Source organism: Alicyclobacillus hesperidum (genome assembly GCF_900107035.1).
Classification (GTDB): domain Bacteria; phylum Bacillota; class Bacilli; order Alicyclobacillales; family Alicyclobacillaceae; genus Alicyclobacillus; species Alicyclobacillus hesperidum.
Window position 1 is genome coordinate 1 of the sequence record NZ_FNOJ01000027.1, and the last position, 22,064, is coordinate 22,064.

Below are 22,064 nucleotides of genomic sequence, written 5' to 3' on the forward strand. Positions count from 1 at the left end.
AGTAGCGACGTACTTCGTCGTGTACGGGAGGTACTGAGTCAGGATAGCAACGAGCGCCCGACGGGCGTGGTGTGCTATAACGACCAGTTGGCCATAAGAGTGTTGGACGTCATGCGGGAGTTGGAGTTGAGTGTGCCGGATGACGTATCGCTGGTAGGCTACGATGATTCGTACTTAGCTGAGGCGACGGAGATCAAGTTGACAACCGTGGAGCATCCCAAGATGCAGATGGGTTTGGATGCGGCGAAATGGGTGATGCGTGCCATTGACCGCGGGAAACGCGATGGCGAGGGTCCGCAATCCATCGTCTACGAACCCAAGTTGGTGGTCAGGCAGTCAACGGCGAGAATAGGGTGATGAGCATCACCCGTAGTGTATGACACACAGAGTCGGAAAGGAAACTTCGAATTGCTCGCCTAGGTTCAAATGAAAAGCGTGCACATGGAATTCGATTGTACCAGTAGGACTTAAGGCGCAGGAGGGAAGAATTGTGATTCGCGATCACTTATCCGTACAACTGGCATCGCCATTTTGGTCTGCGTATCAGGAACTCGTTCGGACAGTTGTGATTCCTTATCAGTACGACATTTTGAATGACCGGATTGTTGGGGTGGAACCAAGTGGTGTTGTTCGCAATTTCCGGATTGCAGCAGGCATGGATGAAGGCGGTTTCACCGGGATGGTGTTCCAGGACAGTGATGTGGCCAAGTGGTTGGAGGCTGTCGGATATGCATTGCGGTCTCATCGGGATCCTGAGCTTGAGCGAGTGGCTGATGAGGTCATTGATATCATCGTGGCCGCGCAACAACCAGATGGCTACTTGAACACTTATTTCACCATTGCAGCGCCAGAGAAGCGATGGACAAATCTTATGGAATGTCATGAATTGTATTGCGCTGGTCACATGCTGGAGGCTGCTGTGGCTTATTTTGTAGCGACAGGTAAGCGCAAGCTGCTTGATGCCATGTGCAAGTTTGTTGACTATATCGCAGATACATTTGGGCCTGAGGAGGGAAAGATTCACGGTTACGATGGTCATCAAGAGATTGAACTCGCGCTCATCAAGTTATACGGTGTAACGCATAACCGGCGTCATCTTGACCTAGCGTGCTACTTTCTTGAAGCGCGTGGCACGGAGCCAAACTTTCTGCGTGAAGAATGGGAAAGGCGTGGGGGAGAGTCGTTTTGGCGGACAAACAAGCAAAGTAAACCTGACTTGGCGTATCACCAAGCACACAAACCGGTTCGCGAACAGGACGAGGCCGTCGGCCATGCGGTGCGTGCGGTATACATGTATACCGCGATGGCGGACATTGCGCGCCTGACGGGTGATGCAGACTTGCATAAAGTTTGCGAGCGCCTGTGGCATGACGTCACAGGACGGCAAATGTATATCGTTGGTGGAATTGGGTCCACGCGGCACGGTGAGGCTTTCACCTTTGATTATGATTTACCGAACGAGACTGCCTACGCGGAAACGTGTGCATCTATTGGGCTCATCTTTTTTGCAAACAGGATGATAAGAATCGCCCCGAAACGTAAGTATGCTGACGTAATGGAGCGTGCGCTATATAACGTCGTCATAGGTAGCGTGGCATTGGACGGGAAGCACTACTGCTATGTGAATCCCCTGGCTTTGTGGCCGCCAGCAAATATTCAAAATCCGGACCGCAAGCATGTAAAGCCCGTACGTCAGGCGTGGTTCGGATGTGCCTGTTGCCCGCCCAATGTTGCAAGACTTATGATGTCGCTGGGTGACTACATTTACACCATCGACGAGGAAAAAGGCAAGGTATATGTACATCTTTACATTGGTAGTGAAGCGAGCTTTTCGGTCGGTGGGCGAGAAATTGTACTGATTCAGGATTCGGAAATGCCGTGGCAGGGCCGGGTGAAGTTTCGTGTAGCACTGGGCGAAGGCCCCGTGAATTTATCTCTGGCTTTACGGATTCCCAGTTGGTGTGCTAATACGCCTTCGGTACGCGTGAATGGTAATTTGCTATCCATTGCCTCCGTGACCACAAAGGATGGTTACATCGAAATTGAACGTACGTGGACTGATGGAGATGTACTGGAACTTGACCTGCCTATGAAGGCTACATTCGTCGTGAGCCACCCACAGGTACGTGCCACAAATGGAATGGTTGCCATTGAGCGAGGGCCAATTGTTTATTGCGTGGAGGAGGCCGACAACGGAGCCAATCTCGCGTCAGTAGCCATCGACACACATGCAAAACTTAGAGAAAACGGTGCGACGTCGCAGGTGTGCCGGCTGTCGTGATCGATGTCGATGCCACTCGCCGCGACGACTCGGCGTGGCCAAGCGATGTTTTATATCGACCATTGAATGCGGAGACAGAGTCGGAACTGTCGTCACAGATACGAGCGATTCCGTATTTCTTATGGGGGAATCGCGGTTCGGGCGAAATGGCGGTCTGGTTAAGGGCCCAAACATGAAGGTGAACTCGTTCTGAGGATTTTGTGGGTATGCCTCCAGGCAGGGCTTTCGAATCCTGTCTGGGGCATGTTCTTAGCGCCAGCCTCCGCTATACACTCCCTTATATTGTCGCGACGTCTGCCGAAGGAAAACTTTGCGTATGGTGCTGCCTCGACCAAGCCCCTGGACCATCACAAAATCAGTTTGGATTGACAAAGCCAATAAAGCGCATTATCCTACAAGTTGTACGTACAAATATAGTATAACTAATATTCATCCGCACATTTGTAAACGGATTCTACGAGGGGGGCTAGTTGGTTCGTTTATTGCCCATGGTACCTATGGTTACTCGTGTTTCGCGAGAAGTTTGATGTACCCGGAAGGAGGAATTATCGATGAGTCGCTCCATATCACAAGGAAGGCCTCAGCAGACTGGCTCGGCTCTATATGTCGTCATGATTTCTTGCGCAGCTGCTCTTGGAGGTTTACTGTACGGTTACGATACGGCCGTAATTTCTGGTGCGATTGGGTTCTTGAAAACGCTCTATAACCTGAGTGCCTTCATGCAAGGGCTTGTCATTTCCAGCATTATGATTGGCGGTGTCATAGGTGTTGGTGTATCCGGCTTCATGAGTGATCGCATCGGTCGACGCAAGGTTCTGATGACAGCGGCTTTCCTGTTTGCAATCGCAGCCATCGTGTCAGCGTTTTCGTCTGATGTAACCGTACTCATTGTTGCACGTATCATTGGTGGTTTGGGCATTGGCATGGGATCATCGCTGTCCGTCACGTACATCTCCGAATGTGCGCCCCCTCGTATTCGCGGTGCACTCTCGTCGCTCTACCAGTTGCTTACTATCATCGGCATATCCGCAACGTATGTAACCAATTTTCTCATCCAAAGGTCAGGTACCGTCGCATGGGACACACACACCGGGTGGCGGTGGATGCTTGGGCTCGGTGCGGTGCCAGCCGCGATTTTCTTTTTCGTGTTATTGTTTGCTCCAGAAAGCCCGCGCTGGTTGGTTAAGGCCGGGCGCAGTGAACAGTCCCTCGCTATCTTGACGAAAATCAACGGGGAGTCCGTCGCGAAAACCGAGTTGCAGACCATTGAGGACTCACTGCGCAATGAAGCAAGTAGTAGCGTAGGCGATTTGCTGAAACCAGGTCTGCGCAAGGCGCTCGTGGTTGGGATTCTGCTTGCTTTGTTCAATCAAGTCATTGGCATGAATGCGGTCACATATTATGGGCCTGAAATCTTTAAAATGGTTGGCTTCGGTTTGAACTCCGACTTTTCTATCCAAGCCTTTTTCGGTGCGATGTGGGTCGTGTTCACAGTCGTTGCGGTGTTTTTGATCGATCGCGTTGGACGCCGCCGGCTCATGCAAATTGGTTCCGCGCTGATGGCGATATTCATGGCTCTAATGGGGGCGACGTTCTTTTTCCACATTTCCAACGGGTTCTGGTTAATTCTCTTTATCATGGGCTTTACCGCCGCCTTCAGCGTTTCGATGGGTCCTATCCCGTGGATCATGATTCCGGAGATCTTCCCGAATCACCTGCGGGCACGAGCTGCAGGCGTTGCGACCATCTTCCTATGGGGCGCAAACTGGGCCATTGGTCAATTTACACCCATGTTGCTCAATGGACTTGGCGGTGCCGATACATTCTGGATCTTTGCAGCCATCAATGTAGTTTGCTTTGTGTTTGTGAGCATGCTCGTCCCGGAGACAAAAAACAAGTCGCTTGAGGAAATTGAACAGTTTTGGATGCGTGGCAAGGCTTCGATGCGCAAGGGATCTTCCGCACAAGACCCGAATTCAGTGCAAAAGGCCAATTTTTCGCGCTAACTTGTACGAATGAGTCGTTGTTATCGTTCGTAGTTGTAAGTACAATTTGTTAGTGAGAGCGGTTCCACTAAACGATGGGTTATGGTGATGAATATGGCGAAGTACAGCATCGGGGTCGACTTCGGTACACAGTCAGGGCGAGCCGTTTTGGTGGAAATCGGAACGGGTCGTGAAGTGGCGACGGCTGTGAAGGCATATACGCACGGCGTCATGGACGCGTATTTGCCGGATGGCGTGACTCGCTTAGCAGACGACTGGGCCTTACAACACCCTGGCGACTACTTAGAGGTATTGCATGAGACGATTCCGCAACTGCTCCAAGCCGCTGGCGTGGAACCCGCTGACGTTATCGGTATAGGCATTGACTTTACGGCTTGCACAATGTTGCCTATCGCAGCGGACGGCACGCCGCTTTGTATGCGTGCTGAGTTTGCAAGTCACCCGCACAGCTATGTGAAGCTTTGGAAACATCATGCAGCACAAGACGAAGCGAATCGCCTGAACGACACCGCAACTTCTCGCGGCGAGACCTTTTTGGCGCGATACGGAGGCAAAATATCGTCCGAGTGGATGCTCCCAAAGCTATGGCAAATCCTCAATGAGGCGCCAGAGATTTATGATGCAGCGGACGTCATGGTGGAAGCCGCAGACTGGGTCGTTATGCAGTTGACAGGAAAGCTGGTTCGTAACTCGTGTACTGCGGGGTACAAGGCCATTTGGCACAAACGCGACGGGTATCCCAGTCAAGACTTCTTTCGTGCGCTCGATCCGCGGTTGGAAAACGTCATCGACGACAAGTTGCGGGGAGAGATTCGGCCTATTGGCACGCGCGCCGGTGAGTTGACCGAGGTGGCAGCCAACCTCATAGGGCTTCGACCTGGTACTCCGGTGGCCGTTGCTAACGTCGACGCGCACGTCTCGATGCCCGCTGTAGGGATTACGGAACCAGGCAAACTCCTGATGATCATGGGTACTTCGACGTGCCATGTCTTGCTTGGGACGGAAGAGCGCATGGTGCCAGGTATGTGTGGCGTTGTCGAGGACGGGATTATCCCTGGGTATATGGGATACGAGGCTGGACAGTCGTGCGTCGGGGACCACTTTGAATGGTTCATCGAACAGTGTGTACCCGTTAATTATGTGGAAGAAGCGAATCGACAGGGGGTAGGTATTCACCAGTTGCTTACCCAAAAGGCCAAAGCTTTGCGGCCCGGTGAAAGTGGGCTTTTGGCGCTCGATTGGTGGAACGGCAATCGTTCGACGCTAGTGGATGCCGATTTAACTGGGATGTTGCTTGGCGCGACACTTGCCACGAAGCCGGAGGAAATCTATCGGGCGTTGATTGAGGCGACGGCGTTTGGAACGCGGATGATTGTCGAGACGTTCCGCGAATATGGCGTGCCAGTTGATGAGGTTTATGCCTGCGGCGGGATTGCTGAAAAGAACGACTTGATGATGCAGATTTACGCCGATGTGTTAAACATGCCAATTCGCATTGGCGCATCGTCGCAGACACCTGCGTTGGGCTCGGCCATGTTTGGGGCGGTTGCGGCGGGCAAGACCAACGGTGGCTACGACTCCATCCAGGATGCCGCCCGTGAAATGGGGGGCGTGAAGCCGGATGCCTATCTGCCGCAAGAAGATGCCGTGAAGGTCTATGACGTGCTGTACGCCGAGTATGCACGCTTGTATGACTATTTCGGGCGCGGCGAGAACAACGTGATGAAGACTTTGAAGCAACTGAAAAGTGCAACGACAAAGGATGGGGTGCCGGTATGTTAGAGGAATTGAAACAAGCGGTGTTGGCAGCCAACCTCGCATTGCCTAAACATGAACTCGTCACCTTTACGTGGGGCAACGTGAGCGGTATTTCACGGGCGGACTCCCTTGTGGTCATCAAGCCTAGCGGCGTGCCTTATGAAGAGCTGACGGCGGAGGATATGGTGGTGGTCGACTTTGACGGCAACGTCATCGAGGGCGATCTGCGTCCATCCTCCGACACGCCAACACATCTCGTACTCTATAAGGCATTCCCCGAAATTGGCGGGATCGTTCATACCCATTCACCGTGGGCCACGATGTGGGCACAGGCCGCCATGCCGATCCCGGCTTTAGGCACGACGCATGCGGATTACTTTTACGGGGATATCCCGTGCACTCGCAAGTTGACGCAAACCGAAGTGGAGCAGGCTTACGAGTTAGAGACAGGCAACGTGATCGTCGAAACGTTTGCAGAGTTGGGACTCGATCCGAAAGCCATGCCAGGCATTCTCGTCGCCAATCACGCGCCGTTTTGCTGGGGGAAAGATCCCCAGGATGCGGTCTATCACGCGGTTGTCCTTGAAATTGTCGCAAAGATGGCGCTCAATACGGTTCGCTTGAACGAGAACTGGGCCGCCATTGATCAATTTCTCCTTGATAAGCACTATTACCGGAAACACGGTGCCCATGCGTATTACGGGCAAACGAATCGCGTGAGCACACACTGACTTGTCCGGACAACGGTGGCTGTGTGTGTCAAACAAGTCGTCAAAATGGAGGATGCAAATATGCAGTTGAAGTCTTATGAGTTTTGGTTTGCTGTAGGCAGTCAGTTTCTCTACGGGCCGGAAGTCGTGGAAGAAGTTGAACGACACGCCCGCGAGGTCGCGCAGACCCTGACCCAAGTCGTCCAGCCGGCTCATGCGATTACCTTTAAGGCCGTACTCAAAGACTCGGAGGAAATTCGACGCTTTTGTCTCGAGGCCAATGCGGACGATCGCTGTGCGGGGGTGATCGTCTGGATGCATACGTTCTCTCCGGCAAAGATGTGGATTCATGGTTTGTCGGTGCTACACAAACCCATGTTGCACTTGCATACGCAGTTTAATCGCGACATCCCGTGGGACAGCATCGACATGGACTTTATGAACCTGAACCAGTCTGCGCATGGCGATCGCGAGTTTGGCTTCATGGTCAGCCGCATGAACATTGCGCGCAAAGTCGTGGTTGGGCACTGGCAGAACGAGGCTGTTCAGGCGCGTATTCGCGATTGGGCGCAGACGGCGGCGGCCTTTGCGGAGAGCAGGCAGATCCGCGTCGCTCGCTTTGGCGATAACATGCGACAGGTGGCCGTCACCGAAGGAGATAAGGTGGAGGCGGAGTTGCAACTAGGCTGGTCGGTCAACGGCTATGGCGTTGGCGATCTTGTTGAACGTGTTCAGGCTATCTCCGAGCAACAGGTCGACCAATTGATGGACGAGTATGAGACGTTGTACGACTTCGATCCGGCGGTGCGATCGGAAGGGGCACTGCGCGATGCGGTTCGCGAACAGGCGCGTATCGAACTAGGGTTGCGTGCGTTTTTGGAAGAGGGCGGATTTCACGCATTCACGACAACCTTTGAAGATTTGCATGGGTTGCGGCAATTGCCTGGTTTGGCTGTACAGCGCTTGATGGCAGACGGGTATGGGTTCGGTGGCGAAGGGGATTGGAAGACGGCGGCACTCGTCCGCCTGATGAAGGTTATGGCGCGCGGCGAAGGCACGTCTTTCATGGAGGATTACACTTACCACTTCGAACCGGGGAATGAATTGGTGCTCGGTGCACATATGTTGGAGGTTTGTCCGACAATTGCAGCGACGCGCCCACGTATCGAGGTGCACCCACTGTCGATTGGTGGTAAGGAAGATCCGGCGCGCCTTGTGTTCGACGGGGCGAGTGGCCGCGCCGTGCAGGCGACTCTCGTCGACCTCGGGCATCGTTTTCGCCTTGTGGTCAACGAAGTGGATGCGGTACAACCCGATAGGGACATGCCCAAATTGCCAGTTGCACGCGTGTTGTGGCGGCCGCTGCCTTCGCTATCCACGGCCGCGGAGAGTTGGATTTTGGCTGGGGGCGCGCACCACACTTGTTTTTCGTATCGCGTACACGTCGAGCAACTTCGGGATTTTGCGCAAATGGCAGGCGTGGAATGCATCGTGATCGACCAGACGACGAATCCGGTCTCCATTCAAAATGAGCTGCGCTGGAATGAAGTGTGTTATCGGTGATGCGTTTCAGACGGATAGATAAGGGCTGCGTGGTGCAGCCCTGTTTGTGTTCACGGGAGGGTGGGGCGCGCTATGGATTGGACGATTGAGGAATTGAATCACCTCGCAGCCGAGTGTTCATGTGGGCTGACGCATCATCCTATCGAGATTCGCGAAATTGTCGTGGAGCCGGATGCTTTGCGACGGGCTGCGGCATTTGTAAAATCTTCGTTTCAACATGTATGCATCTTTGCCGATGCAAACACGTTTCGCGCGGCGGGACAGGAATTGGCTAATAGGTTGAAAGAGCTCGCTGTGACCTTGAGTGTCTGCATCATGGAGCCGGATGTGAATGGCGACGTGGTGGCTGATGAGAGGACACTCGTGCAAGGCTTTCTCGCATGCTCGCCTCAAACCGAAGCGATACTGGCGGTCGGCGCCGGTACGGTTCATGATATCGCACGCTTCTGCAGTTTTAAGATGAGGATACCGTTTATTTCAATTCCAACCGCCGCGTCGGTCGATGGATTCACATCGGCGGGGGCGCCGTTGATTGTACGGGGGGTGAAGCAGACATTCCAAACGCAAGCACCCATCGCGGTGTTTTCAGACGTGAACGTATTGGTTCAGGCTCCAAGGCGGTTGGCTGCGTCTGGATTTGGCGACATGATTGGGAAGTTCACATCGCTTGCGGATTGGAATTTTGGACATCTGGTTGCTGATGAACCTTATTGTCCGTGGATTGCGACACTGACGGCCAAGGCCTTAGAAACATGTGTCGATCACGTGCATGAGATCCAAGCTGGTGGCCCGGAAGGGATCTCCATCCTGATGCGTGCTTTGATTCTATCGGGCCTTGCCATGCTATTGTTTGGACAGTCTTACCCCGCCTCGGGGGGTGAACATCATCTGTCTCATGATTGGGAGATGGAGTTGTTGCGAACAGGCAAACCACAGGTGCTTCATGGCTTGAAGGTGGGGGCGGCGAGCGTCGTGATCGCGGAAACGTACAAAAAGAATGTGCTGGCGGTCATGCAAAGCTTAGAAGGCAGGTCGGGACAAGAAGGATATGCCGAGCGGGTCGAAGCCGTATCTCACTTGCTCGCAGGTCTGCCTTCGGCTGACGATATCCGCGCGTGGATTCGGCTTGCTGGCGGGGTCGAGGAGCCAGCAGAACTCGGGATTGACGCTGCTTTGGTGGCCGCGAGTCTTACACGTGCGCACAGGTTGCGAAATCGATATACCATGCTCCGGTTTTTGAATGAACCTATGTCTTTCCACAAGGAGAATGCATAATGTCCAAGTCGATTGCACGTATGACGATTGATCCGCAGTACCAGCTCGCCGATGTCGATCCAAGGTTGTTCGGGTCGTTCATCGAGCATCTCGGGCGCGCCGTATATGGGGGTATTTACGAGCCTGACCACCCGTCCGCCGACGAAATGGGTTTCCGTCAGGACGTCCTCGACCTGGTGCGCGAACTCCAGGTGCCCATCGTGCGCTACCCGGGAGGCAACTTTGTGTCAGGTTATCGTTGGGAAGACGGGGTGGGGCCGCTTGCGTCCAGGCCCGCCCAACTCGATCTCGCTTGGCGAAGCTTGGAACCCAATCGTGTAGGTGTCAACGAATTTGTCGAGTGGGCCAAGCGGGCAAACTCCGAAGTCATGATGGCTGTCAATCTCGGCACCCGTGGTATCGACGAAGCGAAGCAGATTGTCGAGTACTGCAATCATCCTGGCGGCAGTTATTGGAGCGATCTACGAAAATCGCATGGCCATGAACAGCCGCACGGCATCAAGGTGTGGTGCCTGGGCAACGAGATGGATGGCCCGTGGCAAATTGGGCACAAAACGGCCGAAGAATACGGCCGAATCGCTGAAGAAGCGGCTAAGGTCATGAAATGGGTCGATCCGTCGATAGAGCTTGTCGCATGCGGTAGCTCCGGCTCGAAGATGCCTACGTTTCCCGATTGGGAACGAATTGTCCTCGAACACACATACGATCACGTCGAGTACATTTCCATGCACAGCTACTACGGAAATCGCGAGAATGACCTCGCGACGTACCTTGCTCAATCGCTCGATATGGACCATTTCATCCGTTCGGTGATTGCGACATGTGACTATGTCAAAGCGAAAAAACGCAGCAAGAAAACCATCAACATCTCGTTTGACGAGTGGAATGTGTGGTTTCACTCAAACGAAGCGGACAAACAAGTTGCACCGTGGCAGGTTGGCCCGCCGTTGCTTGAGGACGTATATACGGTCGAAGATGCGCTTGTTGTCGGGTGTTTGTTGATCACGCTTTTGCGCCATGCGGATCGGGTGAAGATGGCGTGTCTTGCTCAGTTGGTCAATGTGATTGCGCCCATCATGACGGAGAACGGCGGGGTGTCCTGGAAACAGACCATTTACTATCCCTTTTTGCACGCTTCGCGGTACGGTAGAGGGAAAGTGATGCACTGCTCGCTACAATCGCCGAAGTACGATTGTAAGGAATTTACCGACGTGCCGCTGGTCGAGAGCGTTGCAGTGTGGAATCAGGATATCGGAGAGTTGACCATTTTTGCGGTCAACCGTTCGCAAGATGGCGGCATCGAGTTGGAATGTGACATCCGCGGGTTTGCTCAAGCCAGCGTGATCGAGCATACGGTGCTTGTGCATTCGGATTTGAAAGCGGCGAACACGAAAGAAGAGCCACAGGAAGTGATTCCGCAGCATGCACAAGGCGCAAAGGTCGATGGGGGCTTGCTCTTCGCTCCATTACCCAAACTGTCTTGGAACGTCATTCGATTGCGCGTGTAACCCTAACCGAAAGATGGCTTTTTGCAAGGGCCCTGCCTGTCCAGGGCCCTTTTGTTGTCTGGCGAATATGCTATATGCTAGCGCATGGGTAGTCCAATTCAGACGATTTCGCAATTTATATTGCAGGCTTGTTAGGAAATCTCACATGAGCCGTGGACAAACCCAAATTAGACAAGTACACTGCTAAACAGTTACAGCGGGCAGGGAATGGGATAGTCCTGATGCCGGTTGTACGATTGAGGAGGAAGTTTGTTTGAAACGCATTGATGCCATTATTCGCCCGGAAAAGTTGCAGCCCACCATCAAGGCGCTGCGTCAGGTTGGCGTGTCTGGATTCACGGTGATTCCGGTGCAGGGACGCGGCCAACAAAAGGATGCTGTCGGTGTCTACCGCGGCCACGTGTACGATATCAATCTGCACCCGAAGATCAAGCTGGAGATTGTGGTGTCGGACAACTATATTCAGCCAACCATCCGCGCCATTATCAATGCGGCACAAACGGGCAAAACAGGCGATGGGAAGATTTTTGTCTATGACATCCTCGAGGCATATAACATTCGCACGGGGGACGTGGACGAGACCATCGACGAGTTGAACCAGAAGAGGGAGGACAAATAGTTGTTGTCTGTACAAACCGCGCTCAACGCTATCTGGGTCGTGCTGGCCGCCGGACTGGTCCTCTTCATGGAGGGCGGCTTCAGCCTGCTCGAGGCGGGTTTCGTACGCACCAAGAATGCGGTCAACGTCACGATGAAAGTGTTTGTCGATCTCACATTCGGAGTACTTGCGTTTTATCTAGTAGGCGTCCATTTCCTATTCGGGCGCGATCACGCTCATCTCATTGGTTTGGGTAGCTTGATTGCGCCGGGCCACCTGCCGCAAGCGGCGTTCGTTCTGTTTGAAATAGGCTTTGCCATCGCCACTGCGTCCATCATTTCCGGGGCTGTTGCGGAGCGAATGAAATTTTCGGCATATGTCGTGATCGTCGTACTGGTCTGTGCACTCATCTATCCCATCTCAGCGCACTGGGTATGGGGGCAGAGTGGCTGGCTGGCCAATCTGGGCATGGAGGATTTCGCGGGTTCGGCAGCCATTCATGCTATGGGTGGCTTTATGGCCCTGGGGTTCGCCTATACGGTTGGGCCGCGCAGTCAGCGATTCAACGCCGATGGTAGCGTCAACGTGTTTGCGCCAAGCAACATCCCGCTTGCGTCTGCCGGAGCCTTTATTCTTTGTTTTGGCTGGATTGGTTTCAATGCAGGGAGTACCCTCAGTGCGTTTAATGTACTCCTTCCGAGCATTGCATTAAACACCGTTCTGGCCGCGGCCGCGGGTGGCGTCTCTGCCGTCCTGCTGACGATGACCAAGTTCAAGGTCGCAGATCCGAGTATGACCATCAACGGCGTTTTAGCCGGATTGGTCGCGATTACAGCGGGCTGTGCGTACGTCGGCCATTGGGCTGCCATTGTGATTGGCTTGGCCGCCGGCGTGCTAGTCGTGTTTGCAACGGGCTGGCTGGACACGTGGAAGGTGGACGATCCCGTTGGCGCCTTCGCAGTCCATGGTGCCGGCGGCGTGTTGGGGACGTTTTGCGTTGGTCTGTTTGATACGGGGCATGGTCTCTTCACGACAGGATCCGTTCATTTGTTGTTGGTACAGTTGCTCGGTTGTCTCGTGTACGCCGGTTGGGGGCTGTTGACGTCGCTCGTCATTGGCCTCGCATTGAAGCGCACCATCGGCCTGCGTGTCGCGATCGACACAGAAGAAGAAGGCCTGGACATTGTCGCGCACGGCATTCCGGCGTACAACGAGTTGGAACGGTTCACAGACATCTGAGTGTTACATCATGAGGAATACGATGCACTCGCTATGTGTGGCCGCTTGAGCACGGAGACCCCATATCCGGGCAAAACCACATGGCCGTTCTCCGGTACCGTCCCAAACAGCGGTTCGTACACTCTGTTATCCAGCTGCACGCTCGCTTTGACGGGCGTAAAGTTCATCAGAAATACGTAATCTAGGGCCCCGTCCGTTCGCACCTGTGCGCTAACGCCAGCGGGCAGTTGCGAGCGAACGACAGGCTCGATCCCACTTGCCTGCACGACGGCTTGGAAGAAGGCATGCTGAAATGCATCTTCCAATCGCGCCGCCACGTAATAGGCTACGCCCTCGCCGTACTGGTTCACCGTCACAGCCGGTCGACTCGCATAAAAATCTTCTTGATAGGTGGCCAAGACGTCTGCTGTCTCCGCGTGTATCAATTCACACAACTCAAACGCCTTGTACGAACCAGAGAGATGTAGGATATTGCCCGGGCAACATTCGACTCGATTCGATTCTCCGTCGTATAAAGCATCGATTTCTTCTGACCAGATGCCCAGGATGTCTCGTAGTGGCCCGGGAAATCCGCCCAGAAAGCACAAGTCGTTCTCATCGGCAACACCAGACCAATAGGTCGCAACGAAGGTACCACCGCCCTGCACAAACGCGCGTAGCCGATCCGCCACGCCTGGGCGTACCATGTACAGCATGGGTGCGATCACCAGCTTATAGCGAGAAAAGTCGCAGTCCATGTTGATGACATCGGTCGGAATGCCAAGTTCCCACAATGCCCGATAATGAGAGATGACCGTGCGCTCGTAATGCATTCCTGTGTTTCGTGGACCTTTTGCATCTTCAATGGCCCATCGGTTCTCCCAATCGAGAATCACGGCCGCCTGAACCTCTGGACTCGTGCCTGCGATCTCGCTGATCTTTTGCAGCATGTCGCCTACCTCTGATACGTCACGGAACGTGCGGGTGTTGGCATGACCTGCGTGATCGACCACAGCACCATGCAGCTTCTCGCAGGAACCGCGACTTTTTCGCCACTGAAAGTATTGAACCGAGTCGGCACCGTGGGCAATGGCTTGCAGGGATGTGAGCAAGTGAACGCCTGGCCGTTTCAACTTGCTGATGGGCTGCCAATTGGTGACGCTCGGTGTACTCTCCATCAGCAGGAAGGGCTGCCCGCCGCCGAGAGAGCGATTGAGATCGTGAATCATCGCCGTGCGCACCGCTTCGCCGATGAGCGTCGATTCGCGATGCCAAAGGGGATAACTATCCCACGAAATGACATCGAGCACGTCGCGAAACTGCCAATAATCAAGACCTGGGTAGGTGCCCATGAAATTCGTCGTCACCGGTAAGTCGGGATTGATTTGTTTAAGTGGTTCGATCTCGTTGCGGCAAAAATCGACCGTCTGGGCCGTGACAAAACGCTTCCAGTCGAGGTTCATCCCGTGAATGTGGTTCTCTCCATGAGGTGCAGGTGACTCAATTTGTGACCAAGCGGTGTAGGTATGGCTCCAAAACGCGGTCCACCAAGCCTGGTTCAGTCGTTCGAGGGATCCATAGCGCTGTTTCAGCCACGCCCGAAACGCGTCTTGACAAAGTGGGCAATGACATTCACCGCCGTACTCGTTGGACACATGCCAGCCAATGACCGCCGGATGGTGAGCATAGCGCTCGGCCAAGCGGTGGTTCATCTCGCGCACCTTGTTGCGGTAGATGGGTGACGTTGGACAGTGGTTGTGGCGCTGACCATGCAAGTTGCGCTGACGATTTGCTTCAACGCGCAGCACTTCTGGATATTTTGCCGACATCCAAGCAGGACGTGCGCCGCTGGGGGTAGCCAAGAGTGCGAAAATACCATTTGCAGCAAGGCGATTAAGCACGTCATCCAACCACTCGAACCGATAGACGCCCTCTTCAGGTTCTAAGGCAGCCCATGCAAAAATGCCAATCGAGACCACGTTACACTGCGCTTGCTTCATCAGCCGAATGTCTTCCGCGAGAATATCTGGGCGATCCAGCCATTGCTCTGGATTATAGTCACCCCCGTGTAAGAAGCCTTTTACTTTAGGATTGATCAGTGGGTAGCGAGCCATTGCTTTCACTCCCTATGTGAAAAATGAACTAATAGAATAGGTATGTCAGATTTCTTTACTTATGTGCTGTCGTTGCTGGTGTGTTGGAGCAGCCGCTTTCGGTAGGCGAGCGGTGTACAGTTTTTGTGTGCTCGGAACACCTTGATAAAGTAGCTGACGTCATGAAAACCGAGTTCCATGGCAACCGATGTGATGCTGCGGCGGGGATCCTGTAAGAGTCTGGCGGCCAGATCGACTCGGCGTTCATTGATATACTGCATAGGTTTTTGCTGTGTCATCTCTTTAAAAAAGCGGCAAAAGTGTCCTTCGCTCATGTGAGCCTGCGCGGACAAGTCTTCGAGCCGCAGGCGTTCACCAAGATGCTCTTCGATATACGTGAGTACCCTTTTGAGCCGGGCGGATCGCTCATCGTCGAGGTGTTGGCTGCTACAATCCCCCAAAAGCATGTCATGCGTGACAAGTTCGGCGATGACTTGATAAAGACACGCCTTTATGAAAAGTTCATAGCCGGTAACCTTGGTGCCATACAGCCGCACGATTTCATATAGTTGTTCGACAATCCGTTGTTCGAAAGGCCATTTCACTTCAATTCGGGTGGGGAAACGGCGTCGTTTGTCGAACAGCGGTTGTATGAACTGATGCTGGATGCGGTCGTATCCGCAACTACAGAGGAGCTCAAGGTCAAAGACAATAGCTTGGCACACGCTAGGGGCATTGTTTGGTGCAATCATGCTGTGCAGTTCTTCACTGTTGACGAGCACCGCCTGGCCTGCCGGGACGTCAAACGTCTGGTGGCCGACGCGAAAGCGCACGGTACCTTCGGTGACTAACACAAATTCAGTTTCCGCATGCCAATGTAAGTTGACGGTCTGCTGATAAGGCCCTCGCGTGAGAACGACTTCGTATACCTGCAGGTGAAACATCGTATCCCCGTGTGTGCGCATCTCAAGCAGATCGCGAACGTCCAAGGCGCATCACTCCATTCGCAAGCGCTTTCAGGATACAAGTCAATGACCAGAAAATTTCAACGTATCCGTTCTTCAGAATGGTCGAGAAGGCCTTCTCTGTCAAGTAGGAAGACGTATCGAGAGACAGTGCGAAAATGTCAAAAAGATACCATTTTGCATCAGAATCGTTAGGCGCGGGTTGTAAGGACGTGATTATAATTCCATTCAACAGCCCGCGTCCCACCTGAACTGTGCATCTGGAGAGCGACAGGCGACATTCGGTTTTCGTAAAGAATTGCTCTTTGGTGAAAGCGCTATCGGGTTAGGCGGTGTTGCGTACGCAGCGAATCGCAGAAGAAAGGGTGGTCTTTGTGCCGAGATCGCGCAAGAAAGCGGCAGGATTGTTGGTATCGGCAGGCGTCATTGCAGCCGGGGTGGTTATCTTGGTAACGAGGGGGGACGGCGATGGCGGCGTTCCGATGACAGCGCAAGCAGCACCTGCGGCGAGTGTATCTGCTGGCCCAAGCGTAAGCGACGGGGTCGTCCGCATTTCAGCTCCAACGGGCACATCGCTCACATCGCTCGATCCATCCCAATGGGGTGCACAGATTCTCGTGGATCAGGGCACCATCATGGAAGGACTCTATGGCTACAATCAAAAAAATGAAATCGTACCCAAAATCGCCGCTGGTTACAAGTTGTCGAACAACGGCTTAACATGGACCTTTACATTGCGAAAAGACGCGCGCTGGTCAAATGGTCAGCCGGTGACGGCGCAGGACTTCTATTACGCGTATATGCGCCAGATGTCCCCGTCTAATCCCAACGGCCAGTTATGGCTCAGCGTGCTTAACGTCGTGAAAAATTCATATGCCTATCACGCCGGGACGGTTCCGGCAAGCGCCGTCGGACTCAAGGTGATCAACAACTATACGCTGCAAATCACCACCTCCGCGCCGCACTATATCTTGGGCGATCTCGCCGAGGCGGGATCGATGCCTATCAATGAGCAGGTGGCCAAGGCGCATCCAACCAACTGGTTTTTGCCACAGTACTTCGTCAGCGATGCGCCGTACACGGTGAAGTCGTTCCAAGCAAACGGTCCGCTCATCCTCGTGCGCAATCCGAAGTATGTGGGCCATCCGGGTGAGGTGAATTTCGGTAGCGCCAAAGAGATCGATGTCCTGCCAGGGACGAGCGTTTCGGTCGAGGACTTTATGGCGAACAAAATCGATGTCACGACCATTGGTTCGACCTCGGATCTGCAATATGTCAAGACTCACGGTCAGCTGCAGTCGGAGATGCACAAGGCACCTGATTACGGGGTTACCTATTTGCAATACGACAACTCTGCCGTGCCATCGCCACTGAATAAGCTCGCCGTGCGTCAGGCGATTGCGATGGCCATTGATCGTCAACCAATCGTGAACGACGTGCTCGGCGGCATGGGTGGCATTACGAACACGTTCTCGGTACCTGGCTGGCCAACGGCGAAATATGAGAAGGGTATACCGACTAATATTGCTCAAGCTAAGCAGTTGCTAGCAAAAGCAGGATATCCAAATGGCAAAGGCTTGCCCACTATTTACCTGTACGCTGAGGTTCCGAGCTCGAGCCCGCAGTCTGTGCCTGTTGCCGAAGCGGTACAGGAAGAGTTACAGCAAAACCTCGGAATTCAGACAAAGATTGTGCAATTGAATGCAACCGATTGGGGCAATTTGACGTACGGAGGGCCACAGCAGAATATTCAGCCTGGTTACAACGTGGCCGTTGGTGGCACAAACGATCTCGATCCGGCGTCTCTCAACCTTGGCGGTGACCAAGGGGTCTACTGGCCAGGTACGTACGGCTACTCGAATCAATTTGTACAGCACGTCCTGCCGTGGTATAACACGCCGTATGATCCAGCTTCGATTAAAAAGTACGGCGATCCTAATAACCCGAATGAGGGTGTGAAGTGGAGCCAGTGGTCGGCGCTGGTGAAAGCCGCGAAGGCGGATATTGCCTACCTTAACAAGTGGACGTCACAACAGCCGGCACAGTGGCGCGCCATCATGGATCCGCCGGGATCGTTAAGCTTGACGCAACAGTGGGATCAAATTGTGAATAGTTGGAACCAGGCGAAATCTGCCACGGCAAAGCACGCGGCGTACGTCCAAGCGTGGAAGTTCGTCGCACCTTACACCGAAGGATCTGGTGGTGGTGGCATCAATACATCCAGCCTCGACGTGCAAGTGTATTGGGATCAAAACGAGTCTGCTGATGTGAAGAACTGGCGCATGTGGCAAGCAGAGTACCAAAACAGCCCGAGCATGTTTGCCTCCGCTTCCACAGCGGCCAAATTGATGACACAGCTCATTCAACAGGGTTATACGATCCCGCTGTTCTACGGGGAGACGTATTATTTGGAGCGCACGGGTGTCACCGGGGCACAACCCAATCCTTGGTCCTGGGGTGGCTTTTATCAAATGCAGTACCTTTCGGCCAAGTAATTGGTCCAACTCGTTGCTGAGACAAAGTGCAAATCGGCCGTACCGAACGTCGCTGGCGGTACGGCCTTTTGGTGTTCTTTTACTGTGATACCTTTGGGACGTGCGGATGAATAAGTTTATTTGACTCATGTACCATACGGGGGTATAGTAAATATCAGAACGAGGTGAATCGAATGGGCCATCCCTACGCGAAGGAAAAAGCGGATTTGCTGACACGCCTGCGCCGGATTGAAGGACAGGTGCGTGGTGTTCAGAAGATGATTGAAGAAGATCGGTATTGTGTCGACCTACTCACGCAGTTGGCGGCCATTAAAAATGCGACGCACAAAGTTGCATTGTCAATTCTGGAAGCCCATACGCGCGGTTGCGTTGCAGATGCCATCCATCACCACACATCGGAAGATGAAAAGATTGACGAGTTGATGGACGTCATTCGGCAGTTTATCAAGTGATTTTGCTTTTCTATACAAGCTCAACAAGCCCATCTCCACGAGAAGACTTTACTGAAGGGGGTGCTTGATGATGGCGGAACAAGAGGCAAAAGAACTGGTCTTGCCTGTCGAAGGGATGACGTGTGCCGCGTGTGCAGCACGCATAGAAAAGACGGTTTCACGTTTAGACGGTGTACGGTCATGTCATGTCAATCTCGCCTCGGAAAAAGCGACGGTTGTGGTTGGTCCAGGGATGGATTGGCGTACCGTCAAAGAACGAATTGAAAAAACCGGGTATGCCGTTCCTTTGAGGACAGCAGAATTCAAAATTGATGGTATGACCTGTGCTTCCTGTGCGGCGCGCATTGAAAAGGTTGTGGGCCGGGCTGACGGCGTGGCGTCTGTACAGGTGAACCTTGCGTCCGAAAAGGGCACAGTAGAGTTTGTTCCTGGCCTGATCGACGAGCAAGGCATTATTGCACGCATTGAAAGGGCTGGGTATGGCGCTGTTGCGATGAAAAACGTCGATGAAGTTGACGAACGCCGTCGCCGACAAGCAAGGTATCGCCGCGATTTATATACGTTCTTGGGCTCGGTCGTGTTGACGCTGCCGCTTGTCATCCAGATGTTTGTGATGCTGGCTGGCGGGCATGCCTTTTTGCCAATATGGTTGAGTTTTGCCCTCGCGACGCCTGTGCAGTTCTACGTAGGCTGGAGGTTTTATCAAGGCGCATATCATTCACTGCGCGGTGGTGCCGCCAACATGGATGTCCTGGTGGCCTTGGGGACATCTGTCGCTTACGTGTACAGCACAATCCTGGCTGCCTTGGGTCATTCGGATACGTACTTCGATAGCTCGGCAACGGTTATCACACTTATTTTCATGGGAAAGTTGTTGGAGGCGCGGGCTAAACAACAATCGGCGTCTGCTGTGGAGTCAATCGCTGGTCTTGCTGCAAAAGAGGCACATGTGATTCGCGACGGTCAGGAAGTGGACGTAGCTGTTGAGCAACTGCGTGTTGGCGACGTGTTGCGCGTCCGTCCGGGGGAAAAAGTACCCGCCGACGGCCTTATTGTCGAAGGCTCTCCTAGTATTGATGAATCCTTCCTGACTGGTGAGTCCGTACCCGTAAACAAAACAGTTGGCCACCCAGTCTACGGTGCCTCCGTAAATCAACTAAATGCATTCACAATGCAGGTAACCCGCGTGGGCTCCGACACGGCACTGGCACAAGTCATCCGACTCGTCAATCAGGCACAGGGATCGAAGGCGCCCGTGCAAAGGTTGGCCGACAAGATTTCAGGTATTTTCGTGCCAACGGTGTTGGGTGTTGCAGTCGTGACGTTTCTTCTCTGGGGTGTGTTTGGCACGTGGAGCCACGCACTCCTGGCGGCCGTTGCGGTACTGGTTATCGCTTGTCCGTGTTCACTAGGCTTAGCGACTCCGACCGCGATCATGGTGGGAACGGGCCTTGGGGCAGAGTTCGGGATCTTGATCAAGGGCGGCGAACACTTGGAGCTTGCACACAAGGTGAATGCGGTGATTCTTGACAAAACGGGGACGATCACGGAAGGCAAACCTAGTGTAACGGATGTCCTTCCTACAGAAGGAACAGATAGCGAGCAATTGATCCGATTTGCGGCGGCCTTGGAAGCGCAAAGCGAACATCCCCTCGCGAGAGCAGTGACCGAGTATGCCAAACTGCGAGGTATTGAGAATACGACTGCGACTGGCGTTGAGGCCATCCCAGGGCATGGCATTGTCGGTACCGTCGAGGCACATCAAGTTTTGATTGGTCAGATCAGTTGGCTTGAGGAACAGGGTATCGCAGGGCTTAACCCGACGATGGTTGCCAATTTAGAGGAACAGGCGAAGACCGTGGTTTGCGTTGCCATCGACGGTTCATTCGCGGGTGTCCTGGGTATCGCGGATCGAGTTAAATCGGATGCCAAGAGGACTGTGCAGGCACTCGCTCGTATGGGCATCGACGTGTGGATGATCACGGGAGACCATGCGCGCACCGCACATGCGGTGGCGAGTCAGGTTGGGATCCAGCGGGTCATCGCGGGTGTCCTGCCTGCGGACAAAGCGACGAAAGTCAAGGAACTCAAGGAGCAAGGTCGAATCGTGGCCATGGTGGGCGACGGGATTAACGATGCGCCAGCGTTGGCGGCGGCGGATATCGGCATCGCCATGGGTACGGGGGCAGATGTCGCCATCGAAGCTGCAGATATCGCACTCGTGCGATCCGAGATGTACGGCGTTGTTCGTGCCATCTTGCTCTCGCGCCTGACGATGAGAAAGATTCGCCAAAACCTGTTCTGGGCATTTTTCTACAACATCCTTGGTGTCCCGCTTGCCGCTATCGGTCTGTTGAGTCCTATGATTGCTGGCGCTGCGATGGCACTCAGCTCCGTATCGGTCGTATCCAACAGTCTTCTGCTCAAGCGCGCCCATCGCGCGATGAAGGGGGATGGTTATTGAAGCCGAGAGCTTCGCGAGCATACCTTTCATCGAACATAAGGAAGGCGGGAAAGGGAGGATATTACATGGATACAACAACAACCATCGCCATCCAAGGCATGACTTGCTCGGGCTGCGTTCAGTCCGTCAGCAAGGCGTTGCACGCGATTGCAGGTGTGCAAAACGTCGACGTCAGTCTGGAACAACATCAGGCGACCGTCACCTTTGACAATACGAAGGTAACGGTGGAGCAATTGAAGGAAGCCATTGAAGACGCTGGCTACGACGTTGCCTAAAGGGCGTTATAAGCTCGAATGAAAACATGGCCCGACATTCACCCGGGCCATGTTTTTCAGTAGTACGCCCAGCATGGGCGGAATCTTTAGGGTGTAAGTCCCGAACGGGGGTTGGCGACATACCTACCGTTAGCCAAGAGCAAGGGTGTCCACCGTGAGGTGGAATCTGAAGGAAGCTGGAGGCAAACCCTCGACCTGAGGTACACGAATCGCATTTGAGGCTGTCATAGTTGGACGAGTTGCCTACACACAACGAAGTCCTAAGTCGCCAAGAGCTACGGCAGTAAACTGCGGCAGGTACGTGAGGGGAAAGAGTCCGTTCTTATCTGGGGAGACCTGTCTGCGCGCTAGCAAGGCTAGTAACCGTCATCGAGAGGTGACGCTGAACAGGCAGGGGTCAGCA

At 53.7% G+C, this 22,064-nt stretch carries 17 protein-coding genes; 15 read left to right on the forward strand and 2 right to left on the reverse strand.

Annotated elements, in window-relative coordinates; all coding sequences use genetic code 11:
- The 11 genes from BLU70_RS13370 to BLU70_RS13415 form a co-directional block, all read left to right on the forward strand.
- A partial coding sequence (locus BLU70_RS13370; protein ID WP_176780920.1) for a substrate-binding domain-containing protein occupies positions 1–357 on the forward strand: 357 nt, incomplete at its 5' end.
- A 133-nt stretch (positions 358–490) separates the two neighbouring features.
- A complete protein-coding gene (locus tag BLU70_RS13375) occupies positions 491–2,281 on the forward strand; it encodes a glycoside hydrolase family 127 protein (protein WP_244885224.1) in 1,791 nt (596 codons plus the stop codon).
- Entirely contained in the window at positions 2,278–2,457 is a 180-nt protein-coding gene (locus BLU70_RS14795; protein WP_244885225.1) for a hypothetical protein, read from the forward strand. Before BLU70_RS13375 ends, BLU70_RS14795 begins: the two co-directional genes overlap by 4 nt.
- Before the next feature lie 375 nt (positions 2,458–2,832).
- On the forward strand, positions 2,833–4,287 hold the full coding sequence (locus BLU70_RS13380; RefSeq protein WP_074693787.1) for a sugar porter family MFS transporter: 1,455 nt from the start codon (positions 2,833–2,835) through the stop codon (positions 4,285–4,287).
- Between the two features lie 87 nt (positions 4,288–4,374).
- Entirely contained in the window at positions 4,375–6,069 is a 1,695-nt protein-coding gene (gene araB, locus BLU70_RS13385) for a ribulokinase (protein WP_074693789.1), read from the forward strand.
- Positions 6,063–6,776, forward strand: a complete 714-nt coding sequence (gene araD, locus BLU70_RS13390; protein ID WP_006446017.1) for an L-ribulose-5-phosphate 4-epimerase — start codon at positions 6,063–6,065, stop codon at positions 6,774–6,776. The genes araB and araD overlap by 7 nt, the downstream gene beginning before the upstream one ends.
- A gap of 60 nt (positions 6,777–6,836) precedes the next feature.
- A complete protein-coding gene (gene araA / locus BLU70_RS13395) occupies positions 6,837–8,318 on the forward strand; it encodes an L-arabinose isomerase (RefSeq protein ID WP_074693791.1) in 1,482 nt (493 codons plus the stop codon).
- A gap of 72 nt (positions 8,319–8,390) precedes the next feature.
- Positions 8,391–9,593: a sn-glycerol-1-phosphate dehydrogenase gene (locus BLU70_RS13400; protein ID WP_074693793.1), complete on the forward strand. Its 1,203-nt coding sequence runs from the start codon at positions 8,391–8,393 to the stop codon at positions 9,591–9,593.
- Positions 9,593–11,101 (forward strand): arabinosylfuranosidase ArfA, encoded by a 1,509-nt coding sequence (gene arfA, locus BLU70_RS13405; RefSeq protein WP_074693797.1) that lies wholly within the window; start codon positions 9,593–9,595, stop codon positions 11,099–11,101. The genes BLU70_RS13400 and arfA overlap by 1 nt, the downstream gene beginning before the upstream one ends.
- A 253-nt stretch (positions 11,102–11,354) precedes the next feature.
- Entirely contained in the window at positions 11,355–11,720 is a 366-nt protein-coding gene (locus tag BLU70_RS13410; protein ID WP_006446013.1) for a P-II family nitrogen regulator, read from the forward strand.
- A gap of 3 nt (positions 11,721–11,723) precedes the next feature.
- The gene (locus tag BLU70_RS13415) at positions 11,724–12,938 is read left to right on the forward strand and encodes an ammonium transporter (protein WP_074693812.1); all 1,215 of its coding nucleotides are present in this window, start codon (positions 11,724–11,726) and stop codon (positions 12,936–12,938) included.
- A gap of 8 nt (positions 12,939–12,946) precedes the next feature.
- Here the strand turns inward: BLU70_RS13415 and BLU70_RS13420 are convergent, their stop codons facing one another.
- Complete coding sequence (locus BLU70_RS13420; protein ID WP_074693800.1) at positions 12,947–15,031, reverse strand: beta-galactosidase; 2,085 nt, start codon at positions 15,029–15,031, stop codon at positions 12,947–12,949.
- 59 nt (positions 15,032–15,090) lie between these two features.
- A complete protein-coding gene (locus BLU70_RS13425; RefSeq protein WP_244885226.1) occupies positions 15,091–15,999 on the reverse strand; it encodes an AraC family transcriptional regulator in 909 nt (302 codons plus the stop codon).
- A 308-nt stretch (positions 16,000–16,307) separates the two neighbouring features.
- Between BLU70_RS13425 and BLU70_RS13435 the strand changes: the two genes are divergently transcribed.
- The 4 genes from BLU70_RS13435 (at position 16,308) to BLU70_RS13450 (ending at position 21,661) form a co-directional block, all read left to right on the forward strand.
- On the forward strand, positions 16,308–18,470 hold the full coding sequence (locus tag BLU70_RS13435; protein ID WP_074693803.1) for a peptide ABC transporter substrate-binding protein: 2,163 nt from the start codon (positions 16,308–16,310) through the stop codon (positions 18,468–18,470).
- A 173-nt stretch (positions 18,471–18,643) separates the two neighbouring features.
- Positions 18,644–18,922: a metal-sensitive transcriptional regulator gene (locus BLU70_RS13440; RefSeq protein ID WP_074693805.1), complete on the forward strand. Its 279-nt coding sequence runs from the start codon at positions 18,644–18,646 to the stop codon at positions 18,920–18,922.
- A gap of 70 nt (positions 18,923–18,992) precedes the next feature.
- Entirely contained in the window at positions 18,993–21,386 is a 2,394-nt protein-coding gene (locus tag BLU70_RS13445; RefSeq protein WP_176780921.1) for a heavy metal translocating P-type ATPase, read from the forward strand.
- A 65-nt stretch (positions 21,387–21,451) separates the two neighbouring features.
- A complete protein-coding gene (locus BLU70_RS13450; protein WP_074693810.1) occupies positions 21,452–21,661 on the forward strand; it encodes a copper ion binding protein in 210 nt (69 codons plus the stop codon).
- The last annotated feature ends 403 nt before the right edge of the window (positions 21,662–22,064 follow it).

Coding starts and splice junctions, on each gene's coding strand:
- BLU70_RS13380 (WP_074693787.1), top strand. CDS start 2,833: ATGAGTCGCTCCATATCACAAGGAAGGCCTCAGCAGACTGGCTCGGCT.
- araB (WP_074693789.1), top strand. CDS start 4,375: ATGAATATGGCGAAGTACAGCATCGGGGTCGACTTCGGTACACAGTCA.
- araD (WP_006446017.1), top strand. CDS start 6,063: ATGTTAGAGGAATTGAAACAAGCGGTGTTGGCAGCCAACCTCGCATTG.
- araA (WP_074693791.1), top strand. CDS start 6,837: ATGCAGTTGAAGTCTTATGAGTTTTGGTTTGCTGTAGGCAGTCAGTTT.
- BLU70_RS13400 (WP_074693793.1), top strand. CDS start 8,391: ATGGATTGGACGATTGAGGAATTGAATCACCTCGCAGCCGAGTGTTCA.
- arfA (WP_074693797.1), top strand. CDS start 9,593: ATGTCCAAGTCGATTGCACGTATGACGATTGATCCGCAGTACCAGCTC.
- BLU70_RS13420 (WP_074693800.1), bottom strand. CDS start 15,031: ATGGCTCGCTACCCACTGATCAATCCTAAAGTAAAAGGCTTCTTACAC.
- BLU70_RS13440 (WP_074693805.1), top strand. CDS start 18,644: ATGGGCCATCCCTACGCGAAGGAAAAAGCGGATTTGCTGACACGCCTG.
- BLU70_RS13445 (WP_176780921.1), top strand. CDS start 18,993: ATGGCGGAACAAGAGGCAAAAGAACTGGTCTTGCCTGTCGAAGGGATG.
- BLU70_RS13450 (WP_074693810.1), top strand. CDS start 21,452: ATGGATACAACAACAACCATCGCCATCCAAGGCATGACTTGCTCGGGC.